Annotated in this window: 17 protein-coding genes; 6 read left to right on the forward strand and 11 right to left on the reverse strand. The window is 42.1% G+C overall.

The features are described from left to right. Nucleotides 1–214: 214 nt before the first annotated feature. The 4 genes from D1367_RS13865 (at nt 215) to D1367_RS13880 (ending at nt 5,428) form a co-directional block, all read left to right on the forward strand. Entirely contained in the window at nt 215–868 is a 654-nt protein-coding gene (locus D1367_RS13865; RefSeq protein ID WP_118166969.1) for a Uma2 family endonuclease, read from the forward strand. A gap of 991 nt (nt 869–1,859) precedes the next feature. Then, nucleotides 1,860–2,465 (forward strand): DUF3038 domain-containing protein, encoded by a 606-nt coding sequence (locus D1367_RS13870; RefSeq protein ID WP_118166970.1) that lies wholly within the window; start codon nt 1,860–1,862, stop codon nt 2,463–2,465. A 239-nt stretch (nt 2,466–2,704) separates the two neighbouring features. Continuing rightward, the gene (locus tag D1367_RS13875; protein ID WP_118166971.1) at nt 2,705–4,294 is read left to right on the forward strand and encodes a DUF4335 domain-containing protein; all 1,590 of its coding nucleotides are present in this window, start codon (nt 2,705–2,707) and stop codon (nt 4,292–4,294) included. 849 nt (nt 4,295–5,143) lie between these two features. Next, nucleotides 5,144–5,428: a YiaA/YiaB family inner membrane protein gene (locus tag D1367_RS13880; protein WP_094328132.1), complete on the forward strand. Its 285-nt coding sequence runs from the start codon at nt 5,144–5,146 to the stop codon at nt 5,426–5,428. Nucleotides 5,429–5,779: 351 nt separating this feature from the next. Here the strand turns inward: D1367_RS13880 and D1367_RS13885 are convergent, their stop codons facing one another. From D1367_RS13885 to D1367_RS13915, 7 genes are all read right to left on the reverse strand, one after another. Beyond that, nucleotides 5,780–6,241, reverse strand: a complete 462-nt coding sequence (locus tag D1367_RS13885; protein ID WP_118166972.1) for a ferredoxin — start codon at nt 6,239–6,241, stop codon at nt 5,780–5,782. Continuing rightward, nucleotides 6,241–6,627, reverse strand: a complete 387-nt coding sequence (locus D1367_RS13890; RefSeq protein ID WP_118166973.1) for a DUF1257 domain-containing protein — start codon at nt 6,625–6,627, stop codon at nt 6,241–6,243. The genes D1367_RS13885 and D1367_RS13890 overlap by 1 nt, the downstream gene beginning before the upstream one ends. Nucleotides 6,628–6,666: 39 nt before the next feature. After that, the gene (locus D1367_RS13895; RefSeq protein ID WP_012406943.1) at nt 6,667–6,876 is read right to left on the reverse strand and encodes a DUF2997 domain-containing protein; all 210 of its coding nucleotides are present in this window, start codon (nt 6,874–6,876) and stop codon (nt 6,667–6,669) included. A 579-nt stretch (nt 6,877–7,455) separates the two neighbouring features. Further along, the gene (locus D1367_RS13900) at nt 7,456–7,782 is read right to left on the reverse strand and encodes a DUF5615 family PIN-like protein (protein ID WP_118166974.1); all 327 of its coding nucleotides are present in this window, start codon (nt 7,780–7,782) and stop codon (nt 7,456–7,458) included. Beyond that, entirely contained in the window at nt 7,766–7,990 is a 225-nt protein-coding gene (locus D1367_RS13905) for a DUF433 domain-containing protein (RefSeq protein ID WP_118166975.1), read from the reverse strand. Before D1367_RS13905 ends, D1367_RS13900 begins: the two co-directional genes overlap by 17 nt. A gap of 230 nt (nt 7,991–8,220) precedes the next feature. Beyond that, on the reverse strand, nt 8,221–8,544 hold the full coding sequence (locus tag D1367_RS13910; protein ID WP_244945005.1) for a type II toxin-antitoxin system PemK/MazF family toxin: 324 nt from the start codon (nt 8,542–8,544) through the stop codon (nt 8,221–8,223). Further along, nucleotides 8,538–8,798, reverse strand: coding sequence for an AbrB/MazE/SpoVT family DNA-binding domain-containing protein (locus D1367_RS13915; protein ID WP_118166977.1), 261 nt, complete (start codon nt 8,796–8,798; stop codon nt 8,538–8,540). The genes D1367_RS13910 and D1367_RS13915 overlap by 7 nt, the downstream gene beginning before the upstream one ends. Before the next feature lie 524 nt (nt 8,799–9,322). Here D1367_RS13915 and bioU point away from each other — a divergent pair. Beyond that, nucleotides 9,323–10,345: a (S)-8-amino-7-oxononanoate synthase BioU gene (gene bioU / locus D1367_RS13920; RefSeq protein ID WP_118166978.1), complete on the forward strand. Its 1,023-nt coding sequence runs from the start codon at nt 9,323–9,325 to the stop codon at nt 10,343–10,345. A gap of 235 nt (nt 10,346–10,580) precedes the next feature. Here the strand turns inward: bioU and D1367_RS13925 are convergent, their stop codons facing one another. From D1367_RS13925 to D1367_RS13940, 4 genes are all read right to left on the reverse strand, one after another. Continuing rightward, entirely contained in the window at nt 10,581–11,141 is a 561-nt protein-coding gene (locus D1367_RS13925; protein WP_118166979.1) for a hypothetical protein, read from the reverse strand. A gap of 182 nt (nt 11,142–11,323) precedes the next feature. Next, the gene (locus tag D1367_RS13930; protein WP_118166980.1) at nt 11,324–12,547 is read right to left on the reverse strand and encodes a type II secretion system F family protein; all 1,224 of its coding nucleotides are present in this window, start codon (nt 12,545–12,547) and stop codon (nt 11,324–11,326) included. A gap of 115 nt (nt 12,548–12,662) precedes the next feature. After that, nucleotides 12,663–13,790: a type IV pilus twitching motility protein PilT gene (locus D1367_RS13935; RefSeq protein ID WP_118166981.1), complete on the reverse strand. Its 1,128-nt coding sequence runs from the start codon at nt 13,788–13,790 to the stop codon at nt 12,663–12,665. 128 nt (nt 13,791–13,918) lie between these two features. Then, a complete protein-coding gene (locus D1367_RS13940; protein WP_118166982.1) occupies nt 13,919–15,922 on the reverse strand; it encodes a GspE/PulE family protein in 2,004 nt (667 codons plus the stop codon). 368 nt (nt 15,923–16,290) lie between these two features. Between D1367_RS13940 and grpE the strand changes: the two genes are divergently transcribed. Next, a complete protein-coding gene (gene grpE, locus D1367_RS13945; protein ID WP_118166983.1) occupies nt 16,291–17,040 on the forward strand; it encodes a nucleotide exchange factor GrpE in 750 nt (249 codons plus the stop codon). Nucleotides 17,041–17,114 lie beyond the last annotated feature (74 nt).

Here is a 17,114-nt window from a genome sequence, read left to right on the forward strand (position 1 = left end):
GGGATTTGAGATCCCACCCCTGAGTCGCACTTGAGGCTCAAGCCGACCCTTTTCAAACATCCTCTCAGAATTTATTCTGAGGCGGGCTAGATGAGAATGAAATAGCCCTGGCTATATGTTATGCCAATTTTAAAAATGATTACCACAAATGGACAGAGAAAACCCAGATACACCAAGCGATTTCCAATCCAAAATCTAAAATTCAAAATCCAAAATGGTATTACTTGAACTCAATCAACTAATTGTTAGAGCCGGTCATCAGTTGTTGATTAAAAATGTCTCATGGTCGGCATACAAACGCATTTTAGCAGAATTAGGAGACAATCGCAGTTCTCGGATAGGTTACAGTCAAGGGATGCTGGAAATAATGGCTCCATTACCAGAGCATGAAGTAGCTAAAGTTATTATTGGGGACTTGGTAAAAGTTTTATTAGAAGAACTCGATTTGGAATTTTGGAGTTTAGGTTCTACAACTTTTGATAAGGAAAGTATGGATGCTGGGGTAGAACCCGATGATTGTTTTTATATCCAAAATGAAGCTAGAGTTAGGGGCAAAGATAGGATCAATTTAGAAACTGACCCGCCTCCAGATTTGGCTATTGAAATTGATATTACCTCCCGCACTCGTTTCAATAATTATCAAGATTTGAGAGTACCGGAACTGTGGCGATGGAATGGAAGAAAACTGGAAATAAACGTGCTGTTCAATGGTAAATATCTAGAATCAAATACCAGTTCTATTTTCCCTAATTTACCAATTCAGCAAGTAATTCCCGAATATTTGGTACTAAGTAAAACCAATGGCAGAAATACGACAATGAAAGGATTTCGTGCGTGGATAAGGCAGAAAATGAGTAGCCCGATTTAGTTCAAATTGTTAGAATTAGCTACTCCAAAAGGTTGTGGATAGTGGTATAGATGAAGTTTAATTAATTTAGGACTTACGCAAAATATCTCTCAAACTCTGACTTCTCCGTGTACTCTGCGCCTCTGTGGTTCGTTATTCCGTAACTCTTGCGTAAGTCCTATAATTGCTTTTTGTTCAATATGAAAGCTACACCTATAGCCAGTAAAATTCCACCCGCGCCCTGATGTTCGGGAACAGAAGTAGAGGGTGCGGTAAATCCATTTTGTTATATTGCGTTACTATTCTTACCAGTAAATTATCTGTAACCCATACTGAATAATGGGTTTTGGTAAATGTCTAAACTATTACCTCTGCCCATCAAGTTGATAAATGAGTTCTGATATGTGCGTGGTTCGCGGTTAGAGCTATAGTACCAACTAAGTTGGAATAAATAAATCGCCCAACATCTTCAAATGCTGACTTTATCAAATTTTTAAGTTTGTCATCAATTGGATAGAGACATCAATCGTCCTGATGTTGCCTAACCTGTCCTGAAATAACAGGCTACACACAAGCGAAACTGGGGTGGGATCATGAAAAGCAACAAGAAGCGCCTTTATTAAACAGACAAAAAATTTGTATAGTAATTATGTATACATAAAGACCAAGTAATAAACATCAAAAAATTTCAAAATTTAAAACCGCAAATAAATTAGGAGGTATTCTACATAATTACTTAGCGATAATTAGCGGTTAGCATTCAAAACATTGTTTATTTATACTCTTGTACGGAACTTACAGCGAAAGTCAGGTAAACCTTAACTAGAATTGATACTTTTCTACTTTGTCGAAAATAAATTTTCATCTAGAGTAGGACAAAGATACCTGCTGCTTACCACATAAAAAATCTACCTGAAGTCTCTGGCTCATACCTATGGGAAACCAAGCTTGATTCTTAAGAGTCTGGTTTCAAAATGGGTAACAGCAACATCCTCTATCAGCTTGATCACCTATGCTAAAAGTTATGCACTCGGCCGCCAACTCAGCCACTCCGAATTCCCAGTGGGAGGATTTAATCAAGCTTCCAGCCCCAAACACAGTTCAATGGGACAATATCAAAACCCAATTAGACTTGGTGCTGCTGGCGCTAGAAACCTTAACTGGCATTGGTTCAGAGGCTATGCTTTCGGCGGCAACTGATCTGAATTTAGAGTCAAGAGTGCCAGACCGCGTAGCTTTATGGCGACTGCGCCAATCAAATCCCCTACGCAAAGGTCAAGGAGGGCGAAAAAAGCTAGATATCGAAGAAGCGCGATCGCTTGTTCTGATCATCTGCTACCTAGCCAAACAGCACCAGGAATTGATTCGCCGCGCTGTCGGTCTGTTAGAACAAATGGCAGAAAATAACCGGGAACCTCACCAGGCTGCTTTACTTGGAGATTATATTGATGCTTTTTGCAACACTTACCAAGAGCGGATGGAAGAGGACGAGCAAATCTCAACGGATTTACTTACCAACCTGGCCTTAAAACTGCTTGTAGAGTTACTTTTTTACAGTGCTCCTGGTGGGCATCGCCGTCTTTGGCTAGCACTTTTAGACCGTTCAACAAAATTTTAAATTTTAGATTTGAAATTCCTCAACCAAAATTCGCTCATGAAAGTTTGCTAGATAAGGATTCCGTTTTGATGGTCGTGAGCTTCTTGGGCGATGCACTATCAGCACTGCTTCCTCTTTGCATAACAGAAGGAACCTGACAAAGTTCTGAGTGGAGGAATCCGCCTTTCCAACTTTTCTTTGCAAGCAACTAGCTTAACTTTTTTGCAAAATCCCAAATAGTCTTCTTCGCAGTTCCTGCCATGCCTCTATCAAATTCTGTCATTCGTTGCTACACACCGCCGACTTGCACGCTAGAAATATTCGCGCAAAGCTCACCTCTATCGCGTTGGATGGGGAAAACTGTCCTCAAACACCTAAGCTTTGAGCTTCGTTTTGATGATCCCCGGCTACCAGAAGAAAACAGAGTTCCAATTCGGGGCGATCGCGATCAACTCGAAGCTTTATGTGATGCAGTCACAAGCTATGTACAGCAATTCCTCCAACAGTCTCCAGAAAACTTTTGCGTTAGCTTCTCGGATACCCAGGAGTCAAGCACAGTATTAGGTGAGCCGGAATTAAAGTCCTCTACAAAAACATTAAATTCCTTTACTACCCAGATTCCTGGGGCAAATATCCGCTTAGAACCAAGCAGCCATTTAACTCACAACTTATTTCTCGGTTCTCTCGCCAACCACTCATCGGGCCCCGTAATTAAACTCAGTCTGCTGCAACTATTCGATTTGGCCAGTGCTTTAGATGAATATTCAACTGATGTCATGGCACTCCCAACTCTCAACAGCCCTTCGACTCTGAGGTTCCCTGCTTGGGCACCTGTTGCCGCAGTATTAGTATTAGGTGTAGGTTTATTACCAGTTACTTGGCAATATGCTAACAACCTTAGGGAAAAGCAGCAGCAGACAGCCAAAACAGCAGATCCAGCAGCCCTAAAGACTGCTTTAGAAACTTCACCCTCACTAAACTTTCCCACGCCTCAACCTGGCCTAACCGCTCCATCAGATAATTTGCTAGGTTCCACCCCTCCACTTTCCACATCCACTTTACCCCAAGCACCTCTAACAGCCCCTAGTTCTAGTTTTTCTACACCGCCACCAAATGCACTGACAATACCTCAGGGCAAGACTTCAACCCTTTCTACGAATGGAGCGATCGCATCATCTAGCAAAATCCCAGGTCAGGAAATTGCCATATTACCAAATCTTGCACAGAACCCTACAGGGTCAAGTACCCAACCTACTACTCTCCCGAAGCTGCGGGATTTGCCACCCAGGCTATCTTCTAACACAAGCAGCTTACCAACTAATATCTCACCAGTCGTCCCCCCGTCTCTTGGGACTATACCCAATAGTGGCAATACTCCTACTCAACCCTCCCCACTAACCTCACAACAGTTAGAGGAAAGAATCAATTCCCTACAGCCACCTTCTCCAGGAGAGAAACCTGCTTCACAACTTTCCTCCTCTAGAACTGCGGATAATAATCCCTTTATCGATCAATTAGGGAACGAACGCCAAAGCCCCAAATCTACACAAGTGGCTACAGGGACATTATTTGATACACCTCAAGTAGCAGAAGCTAGAGAATACTTAACAAAGCGTTGGCAACCACCTACTGGACTAGGACAAACATTAGAGTACAGTTTGATTGTCAGTGTTGACGGCACAATTGAACGAATTATTCCTCTCAATAAGTCAGCAAGAGACTTTGTTGATAGCGCTGGAATGCCTGAAGTTGGAAAACCTTTTGTTTCCGCCAATAAACGCGGACAAAATGTCAAAATTCGAGTTGTTCTTACTCCTGATGGCAAGGTACAGACTTTTCCAGATGAATAAGTAAATTAATCTGTTAGTCATTGGTACTAATGACTAATGACTAAAAACTCCATCCCGCAAGTGGCGTGGAGTTTTTTATATTACTTAATCTAGTTTGATTTACTCTTGCTTATAGCTCAATACAGTTCAGTTAAGCCCAAAAACCTTGGTAAAGACGCGAAATTTCGCGTCTCTACAGGTCTAAAATTAGTACCAAAAATCCTTAACTGAACCGTATTGGCTTATAGCTCAATACGGTTCAGTTAGCGTCAAAAACCATAAACTGCGTAGGTTGAGTTGAACTTTAGTGTTACCCAACAAACCACTGTAAATGTTGGGTTTCGTTCCTCAACCCAACCTACAATTCTCCTTAACTGAACCGTATTGGCTTATAGCTAAAGTAGTCTTTAGACTACTAGTAAAAGGTTTCAGTCCACTTGAGTGGACTTTGGCTATTAGCCTCAGACTTAAGTCTGAGGCGGGCTAGTACCACAAGGGAAAAGTCAAAAGTCACGCATAATTGTATTCCGAGCTTCTTGCGCCATTTGAAGTAGTATGTTTATTTCCGCGCCTCCTGTACTACTTGGTTTATCGAGAATGCTGCAAGATTTAAGTTTAATGCCACTTGTAAAACTGGTACAAACCTTGTGCCAGTTTCTACTTAATTAAGTTGCTCTTGAGCTTACTTTCTAGAGTCCAGTTACCAAACTGGTCTTACTATTGATACCAGTAAACCCACTACTCAATACAATTACTGTTAACACCAATTCTCCAAAATAAAACTATAGATACAAGTCTGGAAACCCAGATGAAATCTGACTTTTCTTAATTACGAATTGGTATAAATAACTCATATTAAAGGTAAGAAATATGCAAACAATTGGTACTCAAAAAGACAGTCCAGCTTGGGTTATTCAAACTTGGGCAGCTTTTGTGATTTCTATTTCTATGACCACCTTCGGCATTGTAAACTTACCTGTAAATGGCTGGGTGAAAGGCTTTATGGGTATGGGTATGGCTTTCTCTGTTGGCTCAACTTTTACTTTGGCTAAAACTACTAGAGACTTGCATGAAAATAGAAGATTAACCGCTAGGTTAGACGAGGCAAAAGTAGAAAAATTGCTTTCACAACACGATCCTCTAAATTTTAAATGAAGGCAGCCATAACAATTTTGGATTTTGGATTGCCAATTTTGGATTAATGGGACTTAAACAAAAATCACTTTTAGGAATATCAAAAATTACTTTTGAACCGCAGAGACGCAGAGAACACAGAGAGAAAAAAAGAGATTTTACCAGTCACCTTGAAAGGGCTAGTCCTAATATAGTAAGCGGTTTCCAATCCAAAATCTAAAACTTGTACTGAGCGACTTGTGCCGAGCGTTCGCGTAGCGTCTCGCAGAGAAGCCGAGGTAAGTCGAAGTATCTAAAATTCAAAATGGTATGACGAAAAGCAAAAGGACTGGATATACCAGTCCTTTATTATATTGATTTAACGTTTTTATCTTAATAACGGGATTTTTTGGTTTTTAACTTTTGCTTTTTACGCCGACGTTCGCTAGCAGCAACTGCATGTTCCACCGGATAACCGACTACAGGAATTACCTGATATTTGCGTTCTTGTTCTAATTTTGTCAGTTCAGTGTAATCAACCCAATGAATGCAATCAACTGGACAAGTGTCAATTGCTTCTTGAATAATTTCCTCAGCATCCCCATCTTGCCGAACCACGCGCGATCGCCCGTAATCTGGTTCAATGTAAAAGGTGTTACGTGCAACATGAGCGCAATGCTTGCAACCAATACAGGTAATTTCGTCAACATAAACACCATTTTGGCGCAGCAAACCACCTAATTCCGGTTCTAAACCAGAACGTTCTGGGTCATCCCGTAAAAAACCCCCTAATTCTGGTTCCAAACCCGAACGATTGTCTTCTTGTTCTTCCGGCGACGGCAGAAAATCAGCCATTACGCACTCCAGCGCTGTACTACCAGGCGAATTGAACCATCTTCATTTTTTTGTTGTTCAGAGACTTGAAAACCAACACGAGCGGTTTCTTTCACAACTGTTTGATAAGCATAGCGCTGGGTTACCTGGCGTAAGAATCCGTCCACAGACTGGTTTTGCTGCCAATATTGCAAGTCAGCCACCAATTCATATTCTTTGCCATTCCATCTAAAACCGATGTCATAGCCATTTTCCTGCTCAATACTAACTTCCGCAGGATGGGTTTGACCGCGATAGCCACGCACTTCCCGTGGCCCGGGTTTCCAGTCTATGCCCAATTCAGTCAGAGCATCTTTCAAAGAATCAAGGTTACGGATTTGAGTCTTAATTTGGCTAAAGTGTGACATGGTGGTTGTGAATTAATAACACTAAACTACTGTGAAAACTTACCAATCGCTGTAAGTGGTGTGTGTATTCGCCACATTAGATTGCTGCACCTTGGCGGCGAAATATTCTGAGGTTGGCTCATGATTAAGTACTTGCCCCAGCTGGGCCTCTATTGCTGCTGTAACCTCAGCGCAAGAAGCACCCACAATGCCAGTGACTTTTTCTTGTACCCGACCGTCTGGATAGATTATGAACTCTAATGTCTCCATGCTCTTGGCCAACCACGATAAGTACGCTTAAATTCTACTGCCTTAGCAGAAGGCTACAAATATAGCCGTAGGAACATTTTTACTTAGATACAAACTTACCATTTGTTAAATAATGTTCCATCTCTCAATATATATATCTCAGAATCTTTACAAAAATTATTAATTTTATAAGTAGTCACATCAGTCTTTAGTTAGTCTCTCTTAACCTCATCGATTAGTCAAGGTAACTACTGAAGCTCGCCAAGTAAGCTGCAAAAGTCCTAAATATAAGCATTAGAGGTAATATAGCCACCAAAACTATTTACAAAAATATAAATTTTCTTGAAAAACTTTATCATTACCATTAGATTTACCTTATTCTCTTAAGGTTTTCCAGGTAGATTGTATGTAGCGCGGTGTCAGCCTACAGCAATATTGTGGAGAATAGGCAGAAGTAAATTGACCTGGGATAGGGTGTAAACGAATTTTTAAAGTGCGATCGCCATAGTATAAAAAACCTTTAACCTTTAAATATCAGCAAATTTTGGGTTTTATTGGAGCAAAGCAACATTAGGTGAAATATGCTTAGGCGTAGCCAATTTAGAAAAGTCTTATTTCCATGACCTCACCTGGAACGATGGCATTTAGAACTTTTCGTGCTTCTGGTATAAGCGGCATTAAATCAGGAAGACGATTTTTGGATGCAATTAGCACAATAACCGCAACTCCTGCTTGTTCTAAGTTTTGCTGGTATCGCAAATTCTGATCTGTAGTAAGTAGAATGGTGAAACTTTGTTGTTTCATCAGTTGTAAAAGTTCACCATTCTTTTTCCCTGACCATCCCATCTCGACAACTGTGCGTATTTCGTAATCTTTGAGTTCACGTTTGAGAGGACGGGGAACACATTCATCAAGCAGAATTCGCATAAGCAGTCAGCATTTCTTTTGCTAATTCCAGTGCTGCGATCGCTTGCTCACGGCTAACACTGGGAAAATGATCTAAAAACTCATTTAACGAATCACCTGCTTCTAAATAATCAAGCAAGGTCTTAATTGGTACGCGAGTTCCAACAAAGACAGTAGTTCCCCCTAATATATCGGGGTCACTATGAACAATACGCGATGTTGGTACCATAACAACTCTAGACATTTATTTGTCAATATTTCGCTATAATCCTAACTCGGAATTACTACTGTAAGCGTAGGCAGATCATCATTGTAGATATTGCACTCTACTCTATATTTATTAAACCATCGTGGGTACTACAATAGGCGATCGCGCTCATCACAGAAACTTTGCTTGAGAGAACTAACTATTGCGCTTAGAATCTCATAACCATCCGGTGTATGCGAATGTTAGCTAGACTATTCAGCAAACATTTCAGCCAAGGTATCTAAAACTGCTTTTTGTTCATCAGAGTCAATCTGACCTAGCTTTTTGACTAGTCGAGTTTTATCAACTGTACGAATTTGATCCAGAACAATTTGCCCATCATTGCCCTGAAACTGACAAGCAACACGAGTCGGATAAGACTGTCCCTTAGTTGTCATCGGAGCAACAATGACCGTGGTAATATATTTGTTCATCTCATCTGGTGAAATTACTACACAGGGTCTTGTCTTTTGAATCTCACTACCCATCGTCGGGTCGAGATTAACCAAAAACACATCAAATCGATTCACTACCACTCCCACTCTCGATGCTCCCACTCTGTAGTTACGGCATCATCGAGCAGTGCATCGTCGTGTTGCTTCGCCATTGTTGCAAATGCTTCCTCCCACCCCTTACGCGATTGAGAGGCAGCACGGATAATTAGGTGACAATCTTGAATTTCAATTTCCACCTCTTCACCAATACCACTTTGTTCCAGTAGAAGTTTAGGAATGCGGATACCTTGAGAGTTCCCGATTTTAACAATACGGGTTCTAATTGCTGTTCCCATAAGGATAATTTTCCTTAATTGTAATTACATTGTGATTACTAAGAAGGATTTTGTCAACAAGCGCTCAATTTTTCAATAATTTTTAATGCGATGCCTACGGCGGTTAATGTAAGCGTTTTCAAGTTAGTCGCAGCAGAAGATCAAAAAGGCTACGCTTATGTTGCTGATGGTTTAAGGGAACTCCAAAAAATAAATTATTCCACATTCAAGTCGTTGACTGTTGACTGTTGACTGAAAACTCGTGAACCGTCAACGGTCAACGGTCAACAGTGAACAATAGCAATGGAATATTTTTTTACTTGGAAGTCCCTAAATAGGGTTTTACAGCTTGTTGATGAAAATTAATTTTTGATCCTGTACAAGTAGCTTACAGAAAAAAAAACATCAGTCAGCTAAAGAACCCAGGATAATGAATCATAATTAACCTCTATAGCTTTGAGCTATCAGCCATCAGCCACCAGTTACAAGCCGGAAGCTGAAATGGCGAATGCTAAAGGCTTTTGATTCAACTTAACCAATTGACTATGAATTCCGAAAAAGTCAAAAATTCTCTAAATATTTCGCCAGCGATACGCATAGGAGTACTAGGTTTCGGCGGACTCGGACAAGCCGCCGCCAAGCTACTTGCTGCTAAACAGGAAATGATTTTAGTCGCCGCAGCAGATCAAAAAGGTTACGCTTACGCTGCTGAAGGTTTAAATACTCAACAATGCATTGCAACCTACCAGTCCCAAGGTTCGGTAGGTCATTTAGAGCCAGTTGGTACGTTAACAAATCAAAGTATTCAGGATGTAATCGAAATAGCTCAACCTGTGGATGGGTATTTTCTGGCTTTACCCAACCTCCCAAATGATTTTATCCCCTCTGTTGCCAAAGAGTTTATTAAATCTGGTTGGCGTGGGGTGCTAGTGGATGCGATTAAGCGCACCACTGCTGTAGAACAACTACTAGCGATGAAAGAAGAACTGCTTGCAGCCGGGATTACCTACATGACAGGCTGTGGTGCTACACCCGGATTGTTAACCGCCGCCGCCGCATTAGCTGCCCAAAGCTACGCGGAAATTCATCAAGTCGAAATTACCTTCGGGGTGGGAATTGCTAACTGGGAAGCTTACCGCGCCACTGTTCGAGAAGATATTGGTCATATCCCTGGTTACACAGTGGAAACTGCCAGGGCGATGACAGACGCAGAAGTAGAAGCACTACTAGATAAAACTAATGGCGTGCTTACCTTGACGAATATGGAACACGCTGATGATGTGATGCTAGAGGTAGCGGGAATAGTGGGGCGCGATCGCGTTACTGTTGGTGGTGTAGTAGATACTCGCAATCCTAAAAAGCCCCTCAGCACCAACGTTAAGGTAACAGGGCGCACCTTTGAAGGAAAGATTTCCACCCATACCTTTACTCTGGGAGATGAAACCAGCATGGCAGCCAATGTCTGCGGCCCTGCCTTTGGCTATCTCAAAGCTGGTAGACAATTGCACCAACGCGGCATTTATGGAATATTCACTGCTGCCGAAATTATGCCGCAGTTTGTTAGGTAATAGACGCGATTAATCGCCTCTCTACAGGAATTAGGAGTTATACCAATTTGAAAAAAGAATGCGACAAATAGACCATTTGTAGAGACGCGATTCATCGCGTCTTTACCCAAGGATGTGTTGCAATCATTAATTGAGTTGGTATTAAAAATATAAAATCGCAAATTTGGAGCATATTTAGAGCCTCCGAACTTGCGATTTTAAACTCTAAAGTCCTCACTATTAATTCCTAACTTTTCTAAGCTGATGGAAGTTCTGGAGAGAAAATACCTCTAGAATTCTCCTCAAGTAGTAAATCTGGTGTTTGTATAATAAATGGAAGTTCCGCCCCTATAAGTCCTCGTTGGATGCGTTCTAAAGTCTCACTAAAAACGACAAATAGAGGATATATAGTATTAGCTCCTTCACTCAAAATATGACTGTGACGCAGAGGCATCAACCACTCATAATCATTGTCTAGCCAAACTTGAGTTTGTCGCCAACGTCCTAACAAATCAGAAAAGTCTTCATCAGCACGATGAATAAATATTAGAATTTCTGCTCCAGTTTTGATTTTCCACTCAGGATCGCACATCAAAATTGCCACATCACAAGGTAAGCAAATCGTTTGCGGGGCTGTTGTAGCAGTATTGCGAAGACGGACAATTGGCAAGGGGATAGTGATGACACTTTCATCTGGACGGCGGAGGCTAGGAATCATCTCCAAGTATGGCCGATATTGCTTTAGTAAGGCGATCGCAGCTAAATGATTGCTGTACTCTGCCAAACTTGCTTCATAGTGAGATTTTTGCACAGTCATAGTTTATTAAATAGTGAGGAGTAGAGACGCGATTAATCGCGTCTGTACAAGTGAGGAGTAGAGACGCGATTAATTGCGTCTGTTAAGAATAAAATTAATCATTTAAGAGTTAAAAGTTAGGAGTTAAAATTTTTAATTCCTAACTCCTAACTCCTAACTCCTAACTCCTAACTTTTAATCCTTTATCCCATCTTTTCAAATACCTTAAACATGGGTAAATACATTGCTAGCAAAATGGTTCCAACCATCCCCCCTACAAATACAATCATAACTGGTTCCAAAATACTAGTCATTGCTTTTACTGCTTGCTCAACTTCATCTTCATAGAAATCGGCAACCTTCATCAACATTCCATCTAATTCTCCAGTTTCTTCTCCAATACTAATCATCTGAATTGCCATAGCTGGAAAAACGCTATCTTTTTGTAAAGCAATGCTAATCATACCTCCTTGTTGAATCTCTATACGGGCTGCGTCTATCGCATTGGCAATCACTACGTTTCCTGATGTATCTCGGACAATTTCCAAGCAAGTTAAAATTGGTACACCTGAACGAGTCAAAGAACCAAAAGTTCGGCTAAACCGGGCAACCGCAGATTTTTGAATTAAGTCACCAAACAAAGGCATCTTGAGAGAAAAACGATCAATTGTTAAGCGACCGACAGGAGTTTTACCGTATTGTGTAAAAGCAAATTTAAGTCCGATAAGACCACCGAGAAGGACGAAAGCGCCCGGACTTCTCAAAAATTTACTAGTATCCATCAAGAATTGCGTTAAAGGTGGTAATGTGATTCCAATTTCTTCAAAAATCTTGGCAAAAATCGGAATTAGAAAAATAGTCATACCGAGAAAGATAGCAACTGCGATAAAACCCACAACAGTTGGATAAGACAATGCTGATTTAATTTGGTTTTGTAACCGGGCAACATCTTCTAACAACCTAGCTAAACGATTTAATACTTCGTCTAGAACACCACCAACTTCGCCAGCTTGAATCATACTCACGTATAGTCCATCAAAACAGTCAGGATGCTTACGCATTGCCTCTGAAAGATTCATTCCGCTTTGAACATCGGTACTAATTTCCACAAGGGCTTGTTTCAGTTTAGTATTACTACATTGTTCAGAAAGTACGCCCAGGCTTCTAACGATCGCAACTCCCGCATTCATCAATACGGCAAATTGACGCGAAAAAACGGCTTTGTCTTTCACAGAAACCTTAACTAAGGAATTCTGGAAATTTTTGAAGGCAACATCTGGCTGAAATCCTTGAAATTGTTTGAGTTCTTGGACTACAAAACCTTGATCTCTAAGATTAGTACGAGCTTGCACCAAGGATTCGGCAGTAATTTTTTCTGTTCGGGATTTTCCTTGAGAATCTCGAACACGGGCAACGTAGGTTGGCATAAATCAATTCAAAATAGTTGTTATTTATTGGGCATTGGGAATTGGGCATTGGGCACAAGGGAAAGACTTACTGCAACTTCCTCATCTCCCTCATCTCCCTTTCCCCCCAGTTCCTTTAATGTGCTTTGGCAGCCGCACCAGATTTCCCACCTGCTGCCTGCGGTGGTACAGAAGTACCGATGAGACGTTGGATTTCATCTGGCTTAGAAGTCTTAGACATTGCCGCTTCAAAGGAAATCGTTCCGGCCTTGTAAAAATCGGCTAAAACCTTCTCCAGAGTTTGCATTCCCAATTTGCCGCCAGTTTGAATAGCCGAGTAAATTTGAGATGTTTTGCCTTCTCGAATTAAGTTGGAAATAGCAGGAGTGACAATCAGAATTTCTTGAGCCATCACCCGACCATATTCACCGGGTTTAGGGTTTTTCTTGGATACCAAAGTTTGGCTAAATACCGCTACTAATGAGTTAGATAACTGCACCCGCACTTGAGTTTGTCTTTCATGGGGGAAAACGTCGATAATCCGGTCAACTGTCTGTGCAGCAGAACTAGTGTGGAGAGTACCAAATACCAAGTGTCCTGTTTCTGCTGCCGAAATCGCCAAAGAAATCGTTTCTAAATCGCGCATTTCCCCCACCAGAACAATATCTGGATCTTCCCGCAAAGCTGCTTTCAAAGCATTAGCAAAACTCTTAGTATCTTCACCCAGTTGTCGTTGGTGAACCAAGCTTTTAATTGGTTCGTAGACAAATTCAATTGGATCTTCCACTGTTAAAATATGTTCTGCCTTGGTGCGGTTAATCAAGTCAATCATTGCCGCTAGGGTAGTTGTCTTACCCGAACCTGTAGGGCCTGTCACCAGAATTAGCCCTCTGGGCTTATCTGTCATTTCCCGCACGATATCTGGCAAACCTAATTTTTCAAAGTTAGGAATCTTAGAACTTAATGCCCGTAAGCAAGCAGCATAAGAACCACGTTCTTTATAGACATTGACCCGGAAGCGAGCCAAACCCTTAACACCATAAGAACAATCCAATTCCCAGTTCTGCTCTAAGGTTTTACGCTGGGTGTTGTTGAGCATACTAAAAATCAGCCTTTGACATTGATCGGCTGTCAATACATGCTCACCGATGGGGGTGAGTTTGCCACTGATGCGGAAGTAGGGAGGCAAACCTGCGGATAAATGCATATCCGAGCCACCCAATTCAATCAACTGCTCCATCAGGTCTTCAATCATCATTTCCATAGTTCTGCTTCCTTTTAATGTTTATTATTTGTCCTTTGTCAGTTGTCATTTGTCATTTGTTTAAAGTTATTAAGCATCGACTAATGACTAATGACCAATGACTAATGACTAATGATCAATGACTAGCCTTAAAACCGAGATGTCATACAGTAGGGACAATCGAGCCATTCTGGTTTCAATGTGGCCTCGCAAGTCCGGCAGGTAAGACCAGTCTTGCGTTTGGCTTTTAACTCGGCTTCCAAACCGGTATCAGTAAACGTGACTCGTTCTACTTCTTCTAAAGTGGTGGAACCTTCGCGCACTAAGTCCAAACTGTAAGCCAGCAAGGTTTTCATGCCCTCTTCTATTGCCACTTCCTTGATGCGTTCTGTGGGTGCATCTTCGTTGATGAGAGTTTGCAGGTTTTCGGTGACTCGCATGACTTCATAAACACCACAACGCCCTTTGTAGCCGACCCCATTACATTTTGAGCAAAGCTGATTTTTGGTTTTAGCTTCTGCGATCGCATCTAATGTCAAGGTGTTAGCCTTATAGAAGCTAACTGCGACATCCGAGGAAGCTGATAGACCATAACGAGCCAATTCCTCCGTTGTGGGAGTGTAGGCAATCCGACATTCAGAACATACACGCCGCACCAAACGTTGAGCTAAAACGCCAATTAGGGAACTAGAAACCATGAAAGGCTCAATCCCCATTTCTCCCAAACGAGCGATCGCACCTGGGGCATCATTGGTATGTAAGGTAGTTAATACCAAGTGACCAGTTAACGCAGCTTCAATTGCTGTTTTTGCCGTTTCCTTATCCCGCGTTTCACCCACCAGCAGCACATCTGGATCTTGCCGCAAGAAAGCCCGCAAAGCGGTAGCAAAATCCAGCCCTTTTTCTCGAATCACCTGTACTTGAGTAATCCCTGGAAGACTGTACTCAATGGGGTCTTCCACAGTACTAATATTAATTCCGGGATCATTCTTTTCTGATAATGCAGAATACAGCGAAGTTGTTTTTCCAGAACCAGTTGGCCCAGTTACCAAAATTAGACCAAAGGGACGGCTGACCATATCCTTGACAATATTCAAAGTCTCTGGATCGGTAATTAACTTATCTAATCCCAGTTGGGTAGAGGAGTTATCCAAAATCCGCAGCACCACCTTTTCCCCGTAGCGACTGGGCAAGGTATTCACACGAAAATCCACCTTACGTCCCTCAAACAGCCGCCGGATGCGTCCATCTTGTGGTAGACGACGTTCGGCAATGTCGAGATTGGAGATGATTTTAAATCGAGCTGTCACCGCCGGAATGATTTTTTTCGGCATTGAGGGGAAAGCTTCACGCAGTACGCCATCTTTCCGAAAACGAATGCGTAAGTTTTCTTCTTGCGGTTCGATATGAATGTCAGAAACGCCCTCATGCAAGGCTTTAGCCAGGATTCTGTTGACTAGGTTGATAACTGGGGCATCCTCTGCACCCTTCATGGCTGCTCCTAGATCAGCCTCCATTTCTTCAGGAGCATCCTCAATATCGAGATTTCCGAGATTTTCTAAATCCTGACTAATATCTGTAGAGTTTTCTCGTTCCAGGTGCTTTTGCTTAACAGCCATTTCATCCAAATATTGGTTGATTAGCTGTTGGTAGTCTTCCTGGGTAATCACCATGCGCTGCAAGGCCAAGCCTTGGGGGCGCAAGATGCGATTTAGGTCATCAGAAGCCTCTAGATTATCTGGAGCCACCATCGCCACTAAAACTGAGGGCGGGGTTTGGTCTTCGTGTTTCGATAGTGGTACTAAACGATGGCGACGGCAAATATCCACCGGGATGAGGGTTTCAATCAGGTTCGCCATCTCCGTGTTGCCAAAGGAGTTGACTTCCGGATCAAGGAATTCAACACCGTATAGTATTTTTAGTTCAAATAGCTGCTGTTTTTTGTATTGCCTGAGCAACTCAGGTGATAGTTGTTGCCCAGTGATTGCCTCTAGTACTTCCGTTAAGGGTCTGCCAGATTTGCGGCTTTCAATTAGTGCCTGCCTCATCTGTTCGGTATTGACATAGCCAGATTGCACTAGCTTGTTGCCAAAGGGCGAAAACTCTGTTCTGGTAGTTAGAGCGGTACTGCGCCGTTGTGGTGACGAGTTCATAAATGAGCAAATGAGTAGGGAAACCTCTGCTTAAAGTATTCCCCTACTGCGAGATAGAATTCTCATTTAGCAAAAAAGTCTTGAGTCGCGTCGCTTTGCTGCGAATTAAAAATTAAAAATTAAAGATATTTTCAAATAAGATGAGGGGCGAGTCACATTCAGCGCTACTATTGCAAATTACTCGTTCGGGTTCCCGCCTTAGTGGCGTCTGCGCTAAGGTGTTCACCATTTGTCACAATAAAAGGACGGTTACATCATTTTCAGAAACTTGTCGGCAACAAAATCAGCCTCAGTGGCAAGCCGTAAATGACGACGGTTGCAAGCTGTGGAGATCCACTGCCATAAAAAGCATCTGGAATGAGTAGACAATGATGGATGAAAATAAACAGATAAACAATACAAGCCAGCAATTGGGTGAACCAACAGAGGTAAAGCAAGCAATGAAGAGTGACTCCCCAGCCCAAATTAATTTCAATGAACCTGGTAGCGAGGTGACAGAGCAAGTGACAGCCCAAACTAATGTATCGGGGGATACGGCTAATCTCAATCCAGAAAATAGCGTCGCTGCAAGTGAGAAAACTGGAGTGGAAACAGCAGCTTTGGCAGAACTGACTCAACAAATCGAGTCTCTCAAAACGCAATTAGAAGAGCGTAGTACTCAATATATGCGGATTGCCGCTGATTTTGAGAATTACCGGAAACGTACTAGCAAAGAAAAAGAAGAGTTAGAGACGCTGATGAAGCGGAACACGATTTTGGAATTGCTGCCAGTAGTCGATAATTTTGAGCGGGCCCGATCGCACCTCAAACCGCAATCTGATGGCGAAATGACCATGCACAAAAGTTATCAAGGCGTTTACAAACAATTAGTAGATAGCCTAAAACGCTTGGGTGTATCACCAATGCGTCCTGAAGGTCAAGAATTTGATCCGAACCTGCATGAAGCAGTAATGCGCGAACCTACGGATGAACATCCTGAAGGAACAGTGTTAGAAGAGTTAGTGCGCGGATATTACTTGGGCGATCGCGTGCTACGCCATGCAATGGTCAAAGTAGCTGCTCCCAAAGAAGATACCCCTGCTGCACCAGAAGATCAGTCGAGTCAAGCCTTCAGTTAAGCTGTAGTCGCTCGCCTCGCTGACCGAAAGTGCCTGGGTTCTAGCAAAGACGAGCATCGCGTACCTAAAATTTG

It is taken from the genome of Nostoc sphaeroides (assembly GCF_003443655.1).
GTDB classification, from domain to species: domain Bacteria; phylum Cyanobacteriota; class Cyanobacteriia; order Cyanobacteriales; family Nostocaceae; genus Nostoc; species Nostoc sphaeroides.